Source organism: Agriterribacter sp. (assembly GCF_035497235.1).
Taxonomy (GTDB): domain Bacteria; phylum Bacteroidota; class Bacteroidia; order Chitinophagales; family Chitinophagaceae; genus Agriterribacter.
Genome location: NZ_DATJEB010000053.1, coordinates 72930 through 91870, shown reverse-complemented (window position 1 = coordinate 91870; position 18941 = coordinate 72930). Strand labels below are relative to the sequence as shown.

The window sequence follows — 18941 nt, the reverse complement described above, 5'->3', positions numbered from 1 at the left end:
TATCCTGTATGATGAACATCAAGCGCAGCGCCGTTCTTTGTAAGCAATGGTACATTCCTTTTTTATTGATTTCCGTACTCATCTTTGCCTGCGCCAAAAAAGAAAAAATAACAGGCGTTGATCCTGCTTTCAGCCGGTACATAGACGGTTATACTTCGGGCGTTATTTCAAAAGCGGCAGCAATACGGGTACGCTTAGCCGCAGAAGCGCCTTCAACGCACGCGCTGAATGAAGCGCTTAAAGATCCACTGTTCTCTTTTTCGCCTTCGGTAAAAGGCAAAGCCTATTGGGTTGATGCCAGGACTATAGAATTCAAACCTGATGAATACCTCACTCCCGGCCAGCTATATACCGTAAATTTCAAACTGAGCAAAGCCACTGCTGTTCCGGATGCATTTCAAACTTTTACGTTTAATGTGCAGGCGGTAACGCCGGGCTTCCGGGTAAAAGAAAACGGGCTGAAAACAATGGGCAATTCAAAGGAAATGATGCTGCTGAACGGTGTAATAGAAACCGCCGATATAGAATCATCCGCTATAGTTGAAAAACTACTGACCGCCGGCCACCAGGGTCAGTCGCCAGTTATCAAATGGGAGCATAACCAAAGCACCCGCACCCACTGCTTTACTATAGAAGATATTAAACGCGGGGCCGGTGCATCCCTATTAAAACTACAGTGGGATGGCGCTCCGTTAGGCCTGAAGGAAAAAGGCAGCAAAGAAATAGAAATACCGGCAGTGGGCGATTTTAAAGTGCTGAACATTCGTGCAGTACAGGAAACGGAAAATTTTGTGCTTGTTCAATGCTCCGAAGCTATTGCCACCAGTCAGCAACTCAATGGGCTGATTACCGTAAGCAATAAAACAGACCTCAGCTATAGTATAGATGGCAGCGAGGTAAAGCTATACGTACCTGATCGTTTTGACGGCAACTACACGGTTACGGTAAACGGGGGCATACAAAGTATATGGAACAATAAATTAAATAAAGCATTTACCGCTAACCTGTTTTTTGAAAATCGCCTGCCCTCCGTTACCATCCGGGGCCGCGGCGTTATATTACCCAACTCCGGCAAGCTGGTGCTGCCTTTTGAAACCATTAACCTCAGCGCGGTGGATATCAGCATCATCAAAGTATACGAAAATAATATTCCCCAGTTTTTTCAGTCCAATAGCTATGACGGGGAATACGACCTGCGTCGTGTAGCCACGCCCGTTGTACAGCAAACCCTCCGGTTAGATAACGATAAAACACTTGACCTGCACCGTAAACAGAAATTTTCATTAGATATTGATAAATACCTGAAAGCGGAAACCGGCGCCATATACCACGTCACGATTGGCTTTCGTCCTGAATATTCATTGTATACCTGCCGCACCACCGATAAAAAAAGTGAAGCGGGGGAAGACGAATATGATAACTGGTATAGCAGCGGTGATGACGTTGGATTGGACAACGATGATGGATTCTGGAAAATATACAATGCGTATTACCCTTACGGCTATAACTGGAACCAGCGCGATAATCCCTGCAGCCCTTCTTATTATAATAAAGAAAGATGGGCCAGCCGCAATATCATAGCATCCAATATAGGGCTAACAGCCAAACGGGCCAATGATAACAGCATGCTTGTTGCGGTAACCGATATCCTGTCTGCCAAACCCATGAGCGAAGTGGAGCTGGAACTACTTGATTACCAGCAGCAGGTGCTTTTTACAACCAAAAGCGATAAAAACGGGCTGGCCAATTTTGACCTGAAAAAAAAGCCCTATTTATTAGTTGCCAAAAAGGGGAGCGAAAAAGGGTACCTGAAATTAGATGATGGCAGTTCACTCCCCCTGAGCCGCTTTGATGTATCAGGCGTAGAAGTAAAGAATGGTCTTAAAGGCTTTATTTTTGGAGAACGCGGTGTCTGGCGGCCGGGCGATACCATGTATATTAACTTCATTGTGGAAGATAAAGCCGGAAAATTGCCTAAGGATCACCCGGTAGAATTGAATTTAATTACGCCGCAGGGACAATTATATAAACGTATGGTTGAAACCTCGGGCGAACATGGCTTTTACCTTTTCGCTACTTCCACCGATGCTTCCTCTCCTACGGGCAACTGGCTGGCCAGAATTAAAGTGGGTGGCGCTGTGTTTGAAAAAAGGCTGAAGGTAGAAACGGTAATGCCTAACCGCCTGAAAATTGACCTGGATTTTGGTAGAGATCCCGTATTAGGCAAAGATGGCGTTTCGCACGGTACGCTAAAATCACAGTGGTTGTTTGGCACCCCTGCAAGAAACCTTGCGGCAAAAATTGATGCCTCATTGTATGCCCGGAAAACGGTTTTCAAAAAATATCCCAATTATCATTTTGACGATCCCACAGCCGGATACGCTACCGAAACCAAAACCATATTCGATGGCAGGCTGAATGAAGAAGGCGCGGCAGCGGTGAATACAACATTTGGCGCCATAAAAAACGCGCCGGGCATGCTCAGCGCCAGCCTGCTCGTAAAAGTATTTGAACCCGGCGGGGCTTTCAGTGCAGATAATAGGGTTATTCCCTACAGTCCCTACAAAAGCTATGCAGGAATAAATATGCCTGAAGGACAAAAACCCTGGGGCTTTTTGCTTACTGATAAAACGTATGAACTGCCCGTTGTAAATGTAGACGCCAATGGCAATGCGTTATCCGGCACACAACAGATGGAAGTGGAACTGTACCGCGTAAGCTGGCGCTGGTGGTGGGATAATACGGGCGATGGCTTCAGCAATTTCACTCAGGATACCTACAACAAATTACTGAAGAAAGATACGGTTCGTTTAACCAATGGCGTGGGTAAATGGCATTTTTCTGCGCCCGGCAGCGAATGGGGCCGATACCTTGTTTTAGTAAGAGACGGAAGCAGCGGGCATACTACCGGGCAGGTGGTATACTTCGATGATCCCTGGTGGCAGGCCCGGGGCAATGCCGGGGATCCCTCGGCGGCAGCAATGTTGTCTTTTACTTCCGGCAAGGAAAAATATAATGTGGGTGAAGCTATTACGCTTCAAATACCCGGCAGCAAAGGTGGCAGGGCTTTAATCAGCATTGAATCGGGCAGCCGCGTTATTAAAACAGACTGGATTGAAACGCAGGAAGGTCAAACCGTTTATACCTTTAAGGCAGAAGCGGGTATGGCGCCCAATATATATGCCAACGTAAGCTTATTACAGCCTCATGCACAAACCGTAAACGATTTGCCTGTCCGCATGTATGGCGTTATTCCCATTTTAATTGAAGATAAAAATACCGTGATCAAACCGGTGATCCATATGCCCGATGTAATACGGCCGGAACAACAAACTGCCGTTACCGTTTCCGAAACGTTGGGCAAAGCCATGACTTATTGTGTGGCTATAGTTGATGAAGGATTGCTTGATCTTACCCGCTTCAAAACACCCAACCCGCACGATGCTTTTTATGCGAGAGAAGCGCTGGGCGTAAAAAGCTGGGATATATTTGATCATGTTATTGGCGCCTGGGGTGCAGAACTTGAGCGAATTTTAACCATTGGCGGTGATGAAGAAGCCAGTGGCGGCGCCAAAGAAAAAAAAGTCAACCGCTTTAAACCGGTGGTAAAATATCTCGGGCCTTTTCATCTGAAAAAGGGTCAGAAACAAACACATAACTTTCAACTACCTCCATATATAGGTTCTGTAAGGGCAATGGTGGTTGCAGCGGGAGAAGATGCCTATGGTTTTGCGGAAAAAACCATAGCTGTAAAAAAACCATTGATGCTATTGGGTACTTTGCCAAGGGTATTGGGTCCAACGGAAACCATTCAATTGCCCGTTACGGTTTTTGCTATGGAAAACAACATACGTAATGTTACCGTAACCCTCCAAAGCAATGCTTACATGGAAACGGTGGGCAGCGCTTCCCAACAGGTGTCTTTCACATCGCCCGGTGAAAAGATGGTTTACTTTGACGTAAAGGTGAAAGCAAATACTGGTATTGGTAAAGTAAAACTTACAGCATTGGGTGGCGCTGAAAAAGCGGAGTACGAAGTGGAGCTGGATGTACGCAATCCTAATCCAATAGTAACCCATGTAACGGAAAGGATACTCAACCCTGCCCGGGAGTGGAATGAAACCGTAATACCTGTGGGTATTCCGGCAAATGGGAAAGCAACACTTGAAATTTCAAGCATACCGCCTGTTAATCTCGAAAAAAGATTAGACTATCTTATACAATACCCGCATGGATGCATTGAGCAAATTACTTCTGCAGTATTTCCACAATTAGTGCTTAGCCAGCTAATGGATTTGAGCGACCGCAAAAAAGCGGAAACAGAAAGAAATATACGTGCGGGTATTGAACGCTATAAAAACTTCCAGCTTCCGGATGGCGGATTCAGCTATTGGCCGGGATTAACCGAAAGCGATGAGTGGGGAACCAGCTATGCCGGCCATTTTTTACTGAAAGCCCGGGAGAAAGGATATATTGTGCCAACAGACCTGATACAGCAGTGGCTTAGCTATCAGCGCGGCAAGGCTAACGCGTGGGCGCCATCTGCCACTAACTTTTATGGTGGCGACCTTACCCAATCTTATCGCCTGTATCTTTTAGCTTTAGCCCAATCGCCCGAGTTAGGCGCCATGAACCGGTTAAAGGAATTCAAATACCTTTCACCGGAAGCCAAATGGAGGCTGGCTGCGGCCTATCAACTGACAGGACAGCAAAAAGTAGCATCAGACCTTATTACAGGGTTACCCACTACTTTCGAAGAACGTAAATTGCCGGGCATCAGCTACGGTTCCGGCCTACGCGACCAGGCAATGGTTCTGGAAACACTTACACTAATGAACAAACGAAAAGAAGCCGCTGAAGTGCTGCGATCCGTTTCCGCCCGTTTAGCAACCGAAAACTGGTACAGCACGCAAACCACAGCGTACAGCCTGGTAGCCATTGCCGCATATTGCGGAACAAACGCAAGCGGAGAAAAAATAATTGCCAGTGCCAGTGTAAACGGTAAAAATGTAAACATCAATGCGCAGTCCTATATTACACAAATACCGGTAAGCGTTACGGACGCCAATAAAAAAATAACCGTCACCAATAAAGGAACGAACATTTTATATGCACGGCTGATCACACAGGGACAACCGGTTACCGGGGAAGACATACAGGTGAATAGTAACGCCGATGTATTATCTATGAACGTTAGTTACATGAGCTTAAATGGTAATCCCATAGCTATTGAAAGCATAGCGCAGGGAACAGATTTTGTGGCAAAGGTAACCGTCCGCAATCCGGGCATCCGGGGTAAGTATAACAATATGACGCTTTCACAGATATTCCCGGGTGGATGGGAAATACTGAACACACGGATGTTAGATAATGAAGGCAGCTTTAAATCATCTCCTTTCAGTTACCAGGATATTCGTGATGACAGGGTATACACGCACTTTAATATGAAAGAAGGCGAAACACTTACCTATTATGTAATGCTGAACGCGGCTTATGCGGGAAAATATTTTTTACCCGGTGTGTATTGTGAAGCGATGTACGATAATACCATCAGCGCGGGAGTAAAGGGAAGGTGGGTGGAAGTAAAATAATTTGAAATTTTTGATCTGAAATTCCATACCGTTTAGTTAGAACGGCCGGTACCCAACGTAAGGAGGGTCAGACCACACCTTACTGATTAAGTGAACGATAAATGAAAGCTTATTTTTCTTCCGTATACCGGCGCATTCGCAAACTGAAAAGAAGAACGCAAATATTTTGGGTTGCTCTGATTGCGGGCTTGCTATGGTTTGGGTTTTGTTTGCCCAATCCCTTGTTTCAGTCGCCCACCTCTTATGTTATTGAAGACGCACAGGGCGAATTACTGGGCGCTACCATTGCTGCGGATGGACAATGGCGTTTTCCATATAATGAAAGCGTACCGGAGAAATTTAAACAGTGTATCATTAGTTTTGAAGATAAACGCTTCAGCTATCACCCGGGTATTGATCCTTTAGCCATGCTCCGGGCCTTAAAGCAAAACATACAGTCTTCACAAACAGTAAGCGGTGGCAGCACTATTACCATGCAGGTGATCCGTTTGTCGCGCAATAAAAACAGGAATATTTTTCAGAAGCTGATTGAAACTATATTAGCGGCGAGGCTGGAAATAGCCCGCTCCAAAAAACATATACTGGCTTTGTACGCATCTCATGCGCCTTTTGGCAGTAATGTAGTAGGGCTTGATGCGGCAGCGTGGCGGTATTATGGCAGGGCGCCGGATAAGCTGAGTTGGGGCGAAACGGCAGCGCTGGCGGTATTACCCAATGCTCCGTCACTCGTGCATCCCGGAAAAAACAGGGAATCGTTACTAATAAAACGGAACCGGCTCTTAGATAAACTGCGGGAAGAAAAAAAGATAGACAGCACTACCTGTTTGCTCGCTAAGCTGGAACCCTTACCGGAAGAACCAAAACCGCTGCCTCAACTGGCGCCCCACTTATTGCAGCGGTTTAAACAGGAAGCGGCTCCCGGCGATTATACCCGCGTTCAAACCACTATTAACCGCCACCTGCAAAATACGGTTGCGCAAATTGTTGAGCAGCATCACCGTTTGTTAAAAGGTAATGGCATTAACAACGCCTGTGCATTAGTGTTAGCGGTAGAAACCGGGAAAACCCTGGCATACGTGGGTAATGCTTATCACCCCGAAAACCCGGTACTGCAAAGCAATGTTGACATCATCACTTCGCGCAGAAGCCCGGGGAGCGCCTTGAAACCTATATTGTATGCCGGCATGTTAACAGATGGCTTGTTATTGCCCCATACTTTGGTACCCGACATTCCTACGCAGATTGGCGGTTATACGCCTCAAAATTTCGATCGCGATTATGACGGGGCTGTTCCGGCCTCCCGTGCACTGTCGAGATCATTAAATGTACCCGCTGTACGTATGCTGCGTGATTATAAGTATCCGCGCCTTTATGATTTGCTGAAAAAAACAGGCATCAGTACTCTAAGCCAGCCGGCCGATCACTATGGGTTATCGCTTATCCTGGGCGGTTGTGAAGTAACACCCTGGGATATGGCCGGATTATACGCAGGAATGGCAAGGGCACTTAATCACGCTCCAAAAAATAATGGAAAAGTATTGTCCAAAGATTTTCATGCACCTTATTATCTTGCCGCTGCCAGGCAGCAAGGTAGTTCATCAACTGTTCATGCAACGCAAACTGCAACCCTCAACTTTGTTGACCCCGTTTCCCTATGGTATATGTTCCAGGCAATGGAGGAAGTGATGCGCCCGGGAGAAGAAGGATTGTGGAAGCAATTCAGCTCGGCACAGCGGGTGGCATGGAAAACCGGTACCAGCTTTGGATTCAGGGATGCATGGGCTATTGGCGTAACGCCCCGTTATGTAATTGCCGTATGGGCTGGTAACGGCAGCGGGGAAGGCAGGCCCGGCCTTATTGGTGTGCAGGCTGCCGCGCCAATTATGTTTGATATTGTACGGGCATTGCCGGCATCGCCCTGGTTTGCTGAGCCCACACTTCAATATACTCCTATTGCAGTATGCAGGCAAACAGGTTTCAGGGCCAATACCAATTGCACAGATATTGATACATTAAAAGCTTCACCCAACGCTGTCAACACTCCCCTCTGCCCTTATCATACCATCATTCACTTAGACGCTGAACAACAATACCGGGTAACCGAAAATTGCGCGGCGCCTTCCGCTATGGTGCATAAAAGCTGGCTGGTGCTGCCGCCGGCAATGGAATGGTATTACAAACGTAAACATTTTGATTACCAGCCAATGCCGGCCTATAAGCCGGGCTGTGCCGTTTCGGAAACGCATCAACCTATGGCGCTTATTTACCCTGAACCCGATGCGAAAATTTATGTTCCCCGCGAAATTACCGGGCAAAAGGGAAGAACTGTTTTTACTGCAGCCCATCAAAAACCGGAAGCGAAAGTTTTCTGGCATTTAGATGACGAATATATCGGTACCACCGTTCACACGCATCAAATGGCATTGGATCCGAAGCCGGGAACACATTTTATAACCCTTGTAGATGAAACCGGAGAACGCATTACGCGGCGGTTTATGATTTTAGAAAAGGAGGAATAAACCTTACAGGTCTAAAACAATCCTGAAACCTGCAACCTGCAATCCCCCGTTTCATAATCCCCGAAATTCCCCTATTTTTGCGCAGCTACTTAAACAGTAATAATATATACATCATGTCGGTTTTAGTTAACAAGCAATCTAAAATAATTGTTCAGGGTTTTACCGGAACAGAAGGTACTTTTCATGCTACACAGATGATAGAATACGGGACCCGGGTGGTGGGTGGCGTTACGCCGGGCAAAGGCGGCAAGCAGCACTTAGACCGTCCGGTGTTCAATACCGTTGCGGATGCAGTACAACAAACCGGCGCAGATGTTTCCATTATTTTTGTGCCGCCGGCTTTTGCTTCCGATGCTATTATTGAAGCCGCAGAAGCGGGTATCCAGCTCATTATTTGTATAACCGAAGGCATACCGGTTCAGGATATGATTAAAGCCAAACATTATCTCGCAGGTACGTCTTCAAGGCTTATTGGCCCCAATTGCCCCGGTGTAATTACAGCCGGCGAGTGCAAAGTGGGTATTATGCCGGGCTTTATTTTTAAAAAAGGAAGGATTGGTATTGTTTCCAAGTCGGGAACGCTCACATATGAGGCGGCAGACCAGGTGGCAAAAGCAGGATTGGGCATTTCAACCGCTATTGGAATAGGTGGCGACCCCATTATTGGTACCACTACTAAAGAAGCGGTAGAATTATTCATGAATGATGACGAAACCGATGGCATTGTAATGATAGGTGAAATTGGCGGTGGCATGGAGGCAGAAGCGGCAAGATGGATTAAGGCAAACGGCACTAAACCTGTGGTGGGCTTCATAGCCGGACAAACCGCTCCTCCCGGAAGGCGTATGGGTCATGCAGGTGCCATTGTTGGCGGCGCAGATGATACGGCCGCAGCCAAAATGAAGATTTTGCGTGAATGCGGTATTTCGGTTGCCGATAGCCCGGCAGATATTGGTAAAACAATGGCTGAGATAATAGCGATGAAAGCAGTGAAAAAAACGGCAAAGATATAGGCTACAGTGAAGCCGTTACAAACGGTTAGTCCATATATTTAAGCATTTCCTTTTTATATCCTTTTTTATCAGGCATCTGTAAACTAAGGTAATGCCAGTTATGATTTCCTTCAATTAAAAGCGGCCCCTCATTGGTAACGGCTACATCCCATCCTATAGAACAGTTTTCCGGGATACGCAATGCCGCCTGTGTAACCAACCGAACACATTCACTCCAGAAAGGAATTTCGAATCCTATTAAGTGAACCCCTGTAACCGGATGTGTATATTCATCTGGTTTGGTAATATCCGCATATATTCCCGGGCCTGTAACCCTACCCGATGCTTTATCTACCGGCACAATAACATTACCCGCAGACACATTATCCACCTTTGCATTAATACTGATTCTCAATCTTCCTGCTATAATTATCACTTCCCCTTTATACAGTTGAGTAATAAGACGTACTGTATTAAGCGCCGACGGCGATAAACGCATTAGTGCATCATTCTGCAAAACATAAGCTTCCAGGAGGTTGAAATTATTTCTTTCCATTTTTTCAATTAAACGATCCCGGCTCAGGGAAGCTGTTTCACAAATTTCAACCTCTTTACCAGCCTGTCCGCGTGAATATTTTAAAACAATTTTGCCAGAAGAACAATTCAAAAAAAAATTTGCACGTTCAGCATCCGCTTTAATCATGTCAAGTGTAGCCCATTCCCTGCCCGCAAAATCATCAAATTTTTTTAAAAATGTATTTTATCAGAAAGCACAGTTCTGTATTTTTTTGGATTCATTTTTAACTGGTACTCATACATAGCGCCTGCCCCAATATACTCGTTGCGTCCATCTGCATCAAGATTATAAAGCCTGAAAGAAAAATAGTCCATAAAAGAAATCTTGTATTTTATGGATGAAAACAAAATATCCTTAAGCAAAAAAATGGCAGAAACATTTTTTTCTTTTTTTACATATCGCACCAGTCTTGATATTTCTGCCGGAGACGTATGCAAGAGGTAGTAAGCTATATAGATCAAATGACGAATCAAAGCAAAAATTTAAATTATTTTATAAATATCCCGCTGTATGAAGTCTCCGGACTGCGTACCTGTTATGTTCTCCGGAGACTGTGTTTCCGCAACAACAGTTAATGACTGCCGTTTTTTCCATTGGGCGCCTTCCCTTCCGCTTCCAGCATACGCATCTCTTTTACATCCTGTAAAAATTCGGATGCAAAAATAAAATCATTGAGCTTTTTACTCTTGCTGTATATGATCTGTTTATTATTTCCTTCCCATTCTTTTTCGCCCTGGTGCATATAAATTATACGATCGCCTATTTCCATTACGCTGTTCATGTCGTGCGTATTAATAACCGTGGTCATATTAAACTCCCTGGTCACTTCATAAATCAGTTTATCAATTACCAGCGAAGTTTGGGGGTCAAGCCCTGAATTCGGTTCATCGCAGAAAAGATATTTCGGGTTTAATACGATGGCACGGGCGATACCTACCCGCTTTTTCATGCCGCCGCTTATTTCCGCCGGAAATTTTTTGTTGGCATCCTTCAGGTTAACCCTGTCTAAAACTTCATTTACTTTCTTTAGCTTTTCCGCATAGGTTAGCCGGGTAAACATATCTAAGGGAAACATCACGTTTTGCTCCACGGTTTGGCTGTCAAACAGCGCCGATCCCTGGAACAGCATACCTATTTGCCGGCGCAATTCCTTCCGCTCCTCTTCTTCCATTCCGGTAAAGCTACGTCCGCCGTATAATATTTCGCCACTGTCGGGCTCAAACAAGCCCACCAAACATTTCATTAAAACGGTTTTCCCGCTTCCGCTTGCGCCAATAATAAGATTGGCTTTCCCTGTTTCCATTACTGCGCTCACACTATTAATCACAACCTTATCGCCAAAGCTTTTTTTCAAATTTTTTATCTCAATCATGAGGATATATTGATGTTATAAGAGTAACGCAGCAAGTATATAATCTGCAAACAGTATCATTATACAACTGGCAACTACGGCTGTTGTACTTGCCTTGCCTATTTCAAGCGCGCCACCTCGTACAAAATACCCAAAATAAGCGGGTATGCTTGAAATAATAAAAGCGAATGTATACGCCTTATACAATGCAAAAGTTACATTAAAGGGAAGGAAACCGCTTAATAAGCCTCCGTCAAACTCTTCGGGAGAAAGGATACCCGCCATGGTTCCTGCAAGTCGCCCACCCCATATGCCCAGCACTCCTGCAATGATCACCAGGAGGGGAATCATGATAAAGGAAGCCAGTATTTTGGGCATGATCAGGTAGGCTTTGGTATTGATTCCCATGATCTCCAGGGCATCAATTTGTTCGCTTACCCGCATATTGCCCAGCTCGCTCGCAATTTTACTGCCTACCACTCCCGCCAGTACGATACAGGTAATGGTGGGAGCAAATTCAAGGATCACCGTATCGCGTACGATCTGCGCAATGGTAGATTTCGGAATAAGATTACTAACCAACTGGTAAGCCGTTTGCAGTGTGGACACGGCGCCAATAAACAAAGCCACCACCACCACAATACCTAATGATCCGATACCAATATCCGAACACTGGTGCATCAGTTCTTTCCAGTACATTCTCCAGTTTTCGGGCCTGGTAAACATGCCCTTAATCATCAATATATAACGACCAAAATGGTTAAAAAAATTCATGCGGGGTATTTAATAGTGAAACAAAAATACCTGAAAATGCTTAATCCGCCGGGATGCATTCTGCATTTCGCATTCCGGTAATACCGGATGGCAGATACTTCATCAGCTTTTATACAAATGCGTTACCACAAGCTCCCTTAACTGGATACGAAGCACTTCAGCCATGCTGTGACACTGAAGGAATTTATCATTGCCAAAATACGCCGCCAGCTCCTGCGAAAGTTGCTTTATTTTTTCAGGAGGCGCCAGCTCATCCGTATCAACCGAAGCCTTTAAATCGCCTAAGCGGTGCCGTTGTGATTTTATTCGTTTAAAAAGTTGCGCACGTTCTTCCTGCCGGTACTGCTCTATTACTTCGGCATTCAGGTGCTGTTGCACTAATTGTACAAAAACCCTGTTTTCTTTAAAAAATTGTGGCAAATAAAAGTTTTTTCGTCCTTCATAGGATTGCTGGTCAAAATCAATAGCGCGTATACAAAATTGCACATCATCAAAGTCCTGGGTAATATCAAATACAAAATTATAGCTTCTCATATCGCCTAATAACCTGGCAAAGCAACGTTCGTTAAATTTCACAAACTCCTTGGCAATGCGTATGGGATTAAAATCGGGGCGATGAAGAAACTCATTAATAAACATATCTCCCGGCACGCCGGCAATATGCTCTTCAATTAAAGTATCGTTATCAACTAAGTAATTAATATAATAGGGCGACAGCAGGTGTTCCAGTTCCAACCCTAATATACGGGAAGCATCCGCTTTTTTGATATAGAGATAGCTGTATACATCATTATAGTTATTGACCACTTTTACCCGGAAGGGTTGTGAATTGCCGAACACGCAAAAATCAATTCTTTCTACATGCAAATGATCTTCGGCCTGGTTGGCGCCGGCAGCTTTAATGAAAGAGTATATCCGTATAAGCGACTGATGAATTTCACGGGTAAGCGACTGGTGGTAAAAAACAGTTTCCCACAGGGTATCCTCACCATTTTTATTATAGCATGGCATAGCACCCTGGAAATATCTTAACGAATCGTAAGAAATGGGCAATTGTATTTCCCTGCCGTATCGCTTTAAATATTTTTTAAAAGATTTGCTTACGGCATATACATTCTTTTTACGGGAAATATAGTTATGGTATCCCTCCATCATTCCTTTATCATTTTATGATCTGCCCTGCACTTTCTTTTTGGGTTTCACTACTTCTTTTTTCTTCGTATATGATCCTTCAAAAATACATTTAATACCCCGGTAATTGCCACAGCCCTGCACTTCGCTGAGTGTTACTTTATTGCCTGAAAATGCCAGTTGCAGCACGCACGGGTCACCGGCCTGCCGGTAATGAGCTATATTGGGCCTTACCAGCACCGCTTCGCCTTTCAGCTCTCCGGAGCAATCGTCTTTTCTTTCAAAATGAACAAAGAATAATAGCTTTTTCGCATCTCTCCCATCGCGTACGGAAACAAAATTCTTTTTATTTTGTACATAATCGCCCGACAATTTATGCTTCCGGGCAAAAGTATCTATAGGATTATATACTTCTTTGGGAACAACCGGCTCATTCGATTCTATCTTAATAAGCGTAAATACGCCTGCGCTATTATAAACATAGGCATTCAGCTTATAATACGGCTGCCCGTTGGCGCCTTTATGCGTTTCACTGGTAGTAACCACCCAACGCTTGTCTATACTGCCCGATATTGATTTCCGCCGGTCCGGATTATTACTCACCAAAGGCATCGCGGCCTTAAAATTTTTATCTTCATCAAAACATAAAACATAAGCCATTTGCCTGGCAAGCGTGGCGGCCTTCACCAGCAGGTAAGTTTCTTTGCTCTCCACTTCTATTTTACCTAAAGCATAAAACTTAGGATGCGTATTTTTTCCATAGTCATTACTGTATACCGTGTCGGGTACAAATTGCGACAATATTTTGGTGCTGATCAATAAAGAATCGGGCAGCTTTCTGCTGATCTGGGTGTCGGCTATTACATAAGGCAGGGGAAGTTCCTGGAAGAACCCAATAAAATCGTGGATATCTACCGGAACATCACCGGAAAGGTCTTTCTTTTTGCTTTTACATGCCAGCAAAACAAATACAGCAACACAAATGGTAAGAAACTTTTGCATATGACCGGGTTTCAGCATGTAAAATATGGCTTTTTAAAATTTTCACCATATAAAAGCCGGTTCAGGCAACCGGCAACAGGTATACGAAGCAGGCGTAACACTAAAATCATAAGCTGCGTATGGCCCCTGCCGGATGCAGGGGAAAATAAAATTAATTCAATAATTATATAAAATTAATTTTAGATTAGCCTAAAATTAAACTTAGATATAGTGAATTATTCTGTTAGCGAACAAGTCGTTCAAAATATTTTTGTACATTATGAACCTGAAAAATAATTCAGACGTATCATTAAGCGAGGTACATCAAAGTATAGATACTACCCGGTCGCAGCACAAACCAAAATGGAAACGGGCATTGGCTTTTCTGGGTCCTGCTTACTTAGTAAGTGTTGGGTATATGGACCCGGGTAACTGGGCCACTGACCTGGCCGGGGGCAGCAAGTTTGGTTATACACTGATATGGGTACTCCTGATGAGCAACCTGATGGCCTTGTTGCTGCAGAGCCTTTCTGCAAGGTTAGGCATTGTGCGTGGAAGAGACCTGGCACAGGCTAACAGGGAAAGCTACCCGAAATATATCAACTTCATCCTGTATATACTGGCCGAAATAGCCATTGCCGCCACCGACCTGGCAGAAGTGCTGGGGATGGCAATAGGGCTGCACCTGCTTACCGGCATCCCCCTGCTGTGGGGCGTAAGCATTACCGTATTAGACACTTTTCTGCTATTATTCCTGCAGCGCATGGGCATGCGGGTAATGGAAGCTTTTATTATAGGTTTGGTAGCGGTGATAGGCATATCTTTTTTAATTGAGATACTGCTTGCCCGGCCCGATATGGCAGAAGTAGCCACCGGATTAATACCCAGCTTACCCAGCAATGAAGCATTGTACATTGCTATTGGTATTATTGGCGCCACCGTAATGCCGCACAATTTATACCTGCATTCTTCATTAGTACAAACCCGGAAAATAAAAAGAGACGAAAAAAGCATCCGCTACGCATTAAAGATGAGCGTAGTAGACAGCACCATTGCATTAAACCTCGCCTTTCTTGTAAACGCCGCTATACTGGTACTTGCTGCAGCTACATTTTTCAAAACAGGCCGAACTGAAGTGGCCAGGTTAGAAGAAGCGCACCAGTTGTTATCGCCATTGCTGGGAAGTAATATTGCTTCCTCACTTTTTGCCATCGCGCTAATTGCTGCGGGACAAAGCTCAACCGTTACCGGCACGCTCGCCGGGCAAATTGTTATGGAAGGGTACCTCCGGCTGCGCATTAACCCTTTACTCAGAAGGTTGATTACCCGGCTGATAGCTATTGTGCCTGCATTGATCGTAATTGGTATTTACGGAGATGAGGAGTTAGACGCGCTGCTCATCCTGAGCCAGGTGATCCTGAGTTTACAGTTAGGCTTTGCCGTTATACCGCTCATCCATTTTGTGAGCGACAAAAAAACGATGGGCACATTTGCCATAAAGCCTGTTACCAAATGCTTTGCATGGGCCATCGCCCTCATCTTAGTATACCTTAACATTAGAATGGTAGAAGGTGAGTTTGCCGCTATTTTTGAAAACCCCGGTAATATATTCTGGAAATTTATTATTATCGTTGCGGGTATTTTCTTCTTCGGGCTTTTGCTGTATATTAGCTTCCGGCCTTTGTTTTCCAAAGCCGCTAAACCCGCTTCGCTTACCGTACATCCGGATATGAAAGACAGCTTTGATCTGAACGTACCGAAATTCGGTAAAATAGCCATAGCGCTTGATTTCAGCAAAAACGACGGCAAACTGATATCATACGCTATCGCACAGGGCAATACCCATGCTGCCTACCTGCTTATTCATGTGGTAGAAAGCGTTTCTGCAAGATTACTGGGAAGAGAAAGCAACGACTATGAAACAAAGGAAGACGAGAAAAGACTGCTGGCATATAAGAAAACCCTGAAGGAAAAAGGATATAAAGCGGATATAGCACTGGGGTTTGACAAAAGAGCCGCTGAAATTGTACGCATTACTAAAGAGCAGCAGGCCGATATGCTGGTGATAGGCGCTCACGGCCATAGCGGCTTCCAGGACTTTATACACGGACAAACCATCAACACCGTACGGCATGATTTAAAGATACCGGTGCTGGTGGTGAATGTGTAGAAGAGGTATCAGGGGTCAGGTACCAGGTGAGTAGCTACTAATGATAGACTGGATGCTCCTTCTTTGTACTGTTTGTAGCTGATTTAAGTGCTGATGCCTGATACCTCACTTATCAAACTATTTCGGTAATTTCAATGTATTCATCAGGCTAACCTTTTTGTATGCTGATTAAAACCTTTGGAAGCGCCGTATATGGTGTAGAGGCTCTTACTATTACGGTGGAAGTAAATGTTACCGGCGGAAAGTATTTCTACGTGGTGGGACTGCCCGACAATGCTGTAAAAGAAAGCGAGCAACGCATTGAAAGCACTTTAAAAAATAACGGGTATTATATGCCCCGTATTAAAGTTATTGTAAACCTGGCGCCGGCCGATATTAAGAAAACCGGTACTGCTTTTGACTTACCCATCGCGCTTGCTATACTGGGCGCCAGCGAACAATTACCCCACGCTGACCGGCTTTCCGAATACGTAATTATGGGTGAACTAAGTTTGGATGGAAATATTCAACCTATCAAAGGTGCATTACCCATTGCCATTACAGCAAGGAAAGAACAATTTAAAGGACTGATATTACCCAAACAGAACTGCCGGGAAGCCGGTATGGTCAATAATCTGAACGTATATGGCGTAAGCCACATCAATGAAGTAATTGGTTTTTTTAAAGATGAAACCTCACTTCAGCCTGTGGTAGTGAATACGAAGGAGGAATTTTACCAGTCGCAGTATAGTTTTGAGTTTGATTTTAGTGATGTAAAAGGCCAGGAAAATATTAAACGCGCGCTGGAAATTACTGCTGCGGGCGGACATAACGCGATATTAATAGGCCCGCCCGGCGCCGGAAAAACCATGCTGGCCAAGCGGCTGCCTTCCATATTACCTCCGCTTACCCTTCAGGAAGCCTTAGAAACCACCAAGATCCATAGTGTGGCCGGCAAGCTTCCTGCCAACACTACCCTTATTTCGCGCCGGCCTTTCCGTTCTCCGCACCATACTATCAGCGATGCCGCGTTGGTGGGGGGTGGTGGAATACCCCAGCCCGGCGAAATATCATTGTCGCACAATGGGGTACTATTTTTAGATGAATTGCCCGAATTTAAAAGAACAGTGCTTGAAGTAATGCGGCAGCCAATGGAAGAAAGAAAAGTAACTATTTCAAGGGCGAAAGTGGCGGTAGATTTCCCCGCAAGCTTCATGCTCATTGCTTCTATGAATCCATGTCCGTGTGGCTTTTACAATCATCCCGAAAAGGAATGTTCCTGCCCTTCCGGCGCTGTTCAAAAATACCTGAATAAAATTTCCGGTCCGCTTTTAGACAGGATTGACCTGCATGTAGAAGTTACACCTGTTCCTTTTTCGGCATTAGCCGCACAACAGGGAGGTGAAGATTCCGCCTCTATAAGAGAAAGGGTTATCGGAGCAAGAGAACTGCAGGCTGTGCGGTATGCCGGCCATACGGGCATTTATTGCAATGCGCAAATCAGCAGCAAAATGTTAAAAGAAATATGCGGCATAGACGCGGCAGGACAAACTCTTTTAAAAACCGCGATGGACAAGCTCAACCTTTCGGCAAGAGCTTATGACCGCATACTGAAAGTTTCACGAACCATTGCAGACCTGGCGGGCATCAATAATATCAGAACAGAACATCTGGCGGAAGCCATACAATACCGGAGCCTCGACAGGGAAGGATGGGCAGGATAACTATAAAAAACCATTCAATCTTTGCCTCATATCCAGCAAAAGTTTGCGATACGCGCTTCGCCCGTTCTCCTTCGGCTTTTCAACGGTAGCCCCTGGAATAATAAGTTTATAAATAAAAGAGATGGTTTGCCATGCTGTTATTCTAACGATACGTATATCCATCCAGAAGTTCGCGTTTCTCACGTAAAAAGCATCCCACTGGTACCGTTTAAAAATGCTTTCATAGGTTTTAGCCGGACCGCGAAATCCTTTTACCTGGGCCAGGCCGGTAATGCCTGGCTTTACAATATTGCGAAATTTGTAATTATCAACAACATCCGAAAAATTCGCGCAATCACTATGCATATGCGGACGGGGCCCCACAATGGTCATATTACCGATCAATACATTAAAGAACTGCGGCAATTCATCCAGATTAGAATTACGTAAAAATTTTCCCATCCGGGTAATGCGCGGATCATTTTGAACGGCTTGTTCAGTATCTGCGTCCCTGTTCATTACCATGGTTCTGAACTTATAGCAATTGAACGAGCGGCCAAGAAAGCCCACACGCTTTTGCACGAAAAATATGCTGCCTTTTGAACTTAACTTGATCAGGATGGCAATTAAAGGTAATAGCCAACTCATTAATAACAGGATAACCCCAGCCGACAACACCAAATCAAAAGACCGCTTGGCAATCAGGTATTTCCTCTTTTGCCGGATATAGCTCCGTAGTGATTCCTGGTGTTTTAACTGAATGTTCCGGTCGTAGGATAAAGGTTTAATACTTGATGCAAACATTATGGTCTTCTTTTATAGGTCTTCGTAAAACTTGCCCTAATACCGGGGGCGGTATTTTGGAAATTTGCACAAAGAAACTGGTTTTAAAGTAAAAAAATCAAGCCAAACTTTTTGTTTGGGTCATCTTTCACAAAAAATTTTCATTTAATGTGTTGAATGAACGGCTACAATGTTTTAGCCATCAGGTTTAGTTGACAGGTTGCTTTTGCATAACGTTGCTTTGAGGAAAAAATTTTGATAATAAATGATTTAGAAGAAAAAAAAATATTTTTAAGTGTTTTTACTTACTATAAAATAATAGAAAACAAAATTTATACATAGTGAATGATCACCAAAATCGCTTTTCTAAGTTATGAACAACTCTAAGTA

General features: G+C 44.5%; 12 protein-coding genes. 5 read left to right on the top strand and 7 right to left on the bottom strand.

Going from position 1 to position 18941, the window contains the following annotated elements; translation table 11 throughout:
• The first annotated feature begins 8 nt into the window (after positions 1-8).
• The 3 genes from VL121_RS19415 to sucD all read left to right on the top strand — a co-directional run bounded on the left by VL121_RS19415 (position 9) and on the right by sucD (position 9123).
• Positions 9-5591 carry an alpha-2-macroglobulin family protein gene (locus tag VL121_RS19415; protein WP_325408270.1) on the top strand — a complete coding sequence of 1861 codons (5583 nt, stop codon included), beginning with the start codon at positions 9-11 and terminating at the stop codon, positions 5589-5591.
• 101 nt (positions 5592-5692) lie between these two features.
• Entirely contained in the window at positions 5693-8110 is a 2418-nt protein-coding gene (gene pbpC, locus VL121_RS19410) for a penicillin-binding protein 1C (RefSeq protein WP_325408269.1), read from the top strand.
• A 113-nt stretch (positions 8111-8223) separates the two neighbouring features.
• Entirely contained in the window at positions 8224-9123 is a 900-nt protein-coding gene (gene sucD / locus VL121_RS19405; protein WP_325408268.1) for a succinate--CoA ligase subunit alpha, read from the top strand.
• Between the two features lie 25 nt (positions 9124-9148).
• Here the strand turns inward: sucD and VL121_RS19400 are convergent, their stop codons facing one another.
• The 6 genes from VL121_RS19400 to VL121_RS19375 all read right to left on the bottom strand — a co-directional run bounded on the left by VL121_RS19400 (position 9149) and on the right by VL121_RS19375 (position 13937).
• Positions 9149-9805, bottom strand: coding sequence for a sugar-transfer associated ATP-grasp domain-containing protein (locus VL121_RS19400; protein WP_325408267.1), 657 nt, complete (start codon positions 9803-9805; stop codon positions 9149-9151).
• Between the two features lie 44 nt (positions 9806-9849).
• The gene (locus VL121_RS19395; protein ID WP_325408266.1) at positions 9850-10152 is read right to left on the bottom strand and encodes a hypothetical protein; all 303 of its coding nucleotides are present in this window, start codon (positions 10150-10152) and stop codon (positions 9850-9852) included.
• Between the two features lie 98 nt (positions 10153-10250).
• Positions 10251-11051, bottom strand: coding sequence for an ABC transporter ATP-binding protein (locus tag VL121_RS19390; protein ID WP_325408265.1), 801 nt, complete (start codon positions 11049-11051; stop codon positions 10251-10253).
• Between the two features lie 15 nt (positions 11052-11066).
• Positions 11067-11804 carry an MlaE family ABC transporter permease gene (locus tag VL121_RS19385; RefSeq protein WP_325408264.1) on the bottom strand — a complete coding sequence of 246 codons (738 nt, stop codon included), beginning with the start codon at positions 11802-11804 and terminating at the stop codon, positions 11067-11069.
• Between the two features lie 102 nt (positions 11805-11906).
• Positions 11907-12959 (bottom strand): hypothetical protein, encoded by a 1053-nt coding sequence (locus VL121_RS19380; protein WP_325408263.1) that lies wholly within the window; start codon positions 12957-12959, stop codon positions 11907-11909.
• Between the two features lie 12 nt (positions 12960-12971).
• On the bottom strand, positions 12972-13937 hold the full coding sequence (locus VL121_RS19375; RefSeq protein WP_325408262.1) for a hypothetical protein: 966 nt from the start codon (positions 13935-13937) through the stop codon (positions 12972-12974).
• Positions 13938-14196: 259 nt separating this feature from the next.
• Here VL121_RS19375 and VL121_RS19370 point away from each other — a divergent pair, with 259 nt between their 5' ends.
• Both VL121_RS19370 and VL121_RS19365 read left to right on the top strand, forming a co-directional pair.
• Complete coding sequence (locus VL121_RS19370; RefSeq protein WP_325408261.1) at positions 14197-16086, top strand: Nramp family divalent metal transporter; 1890 nt, start codon at positions 14197-14199, stop codon at positions 16084-16086.
• A 161-nt stretch (positions 16087-16247) separates the two neighbouring features.
• Positions 16248-17789 carry a YifB family Mg chelatase-like AAA ATPase gene (locus tag VL121_RS19365; protein ID WP_325408260.1) on the top strand — a complete coding sequence of 514 codons (1542 nt, stop codon included), beginning with the start codon at positions 16248-16250 and terminating at the stop codon, positions 17787-17789.
• Here the strand turns inward: VL121_RS19365 and VL121_RS19360 are convergent, their stop codons facing one another.
• On the bottom strand, positions 17790-18572 hold the full coding sequence (locus tag VL121_RS19360) for a sugar transferase (RefSeq protein WP_325408259.1): 783 nt from the start codon (positions 18570-18572) through the stop codon (positions 17790-17792).
• Positions 18573-18941: the final 369 nt, after the last annotated feature.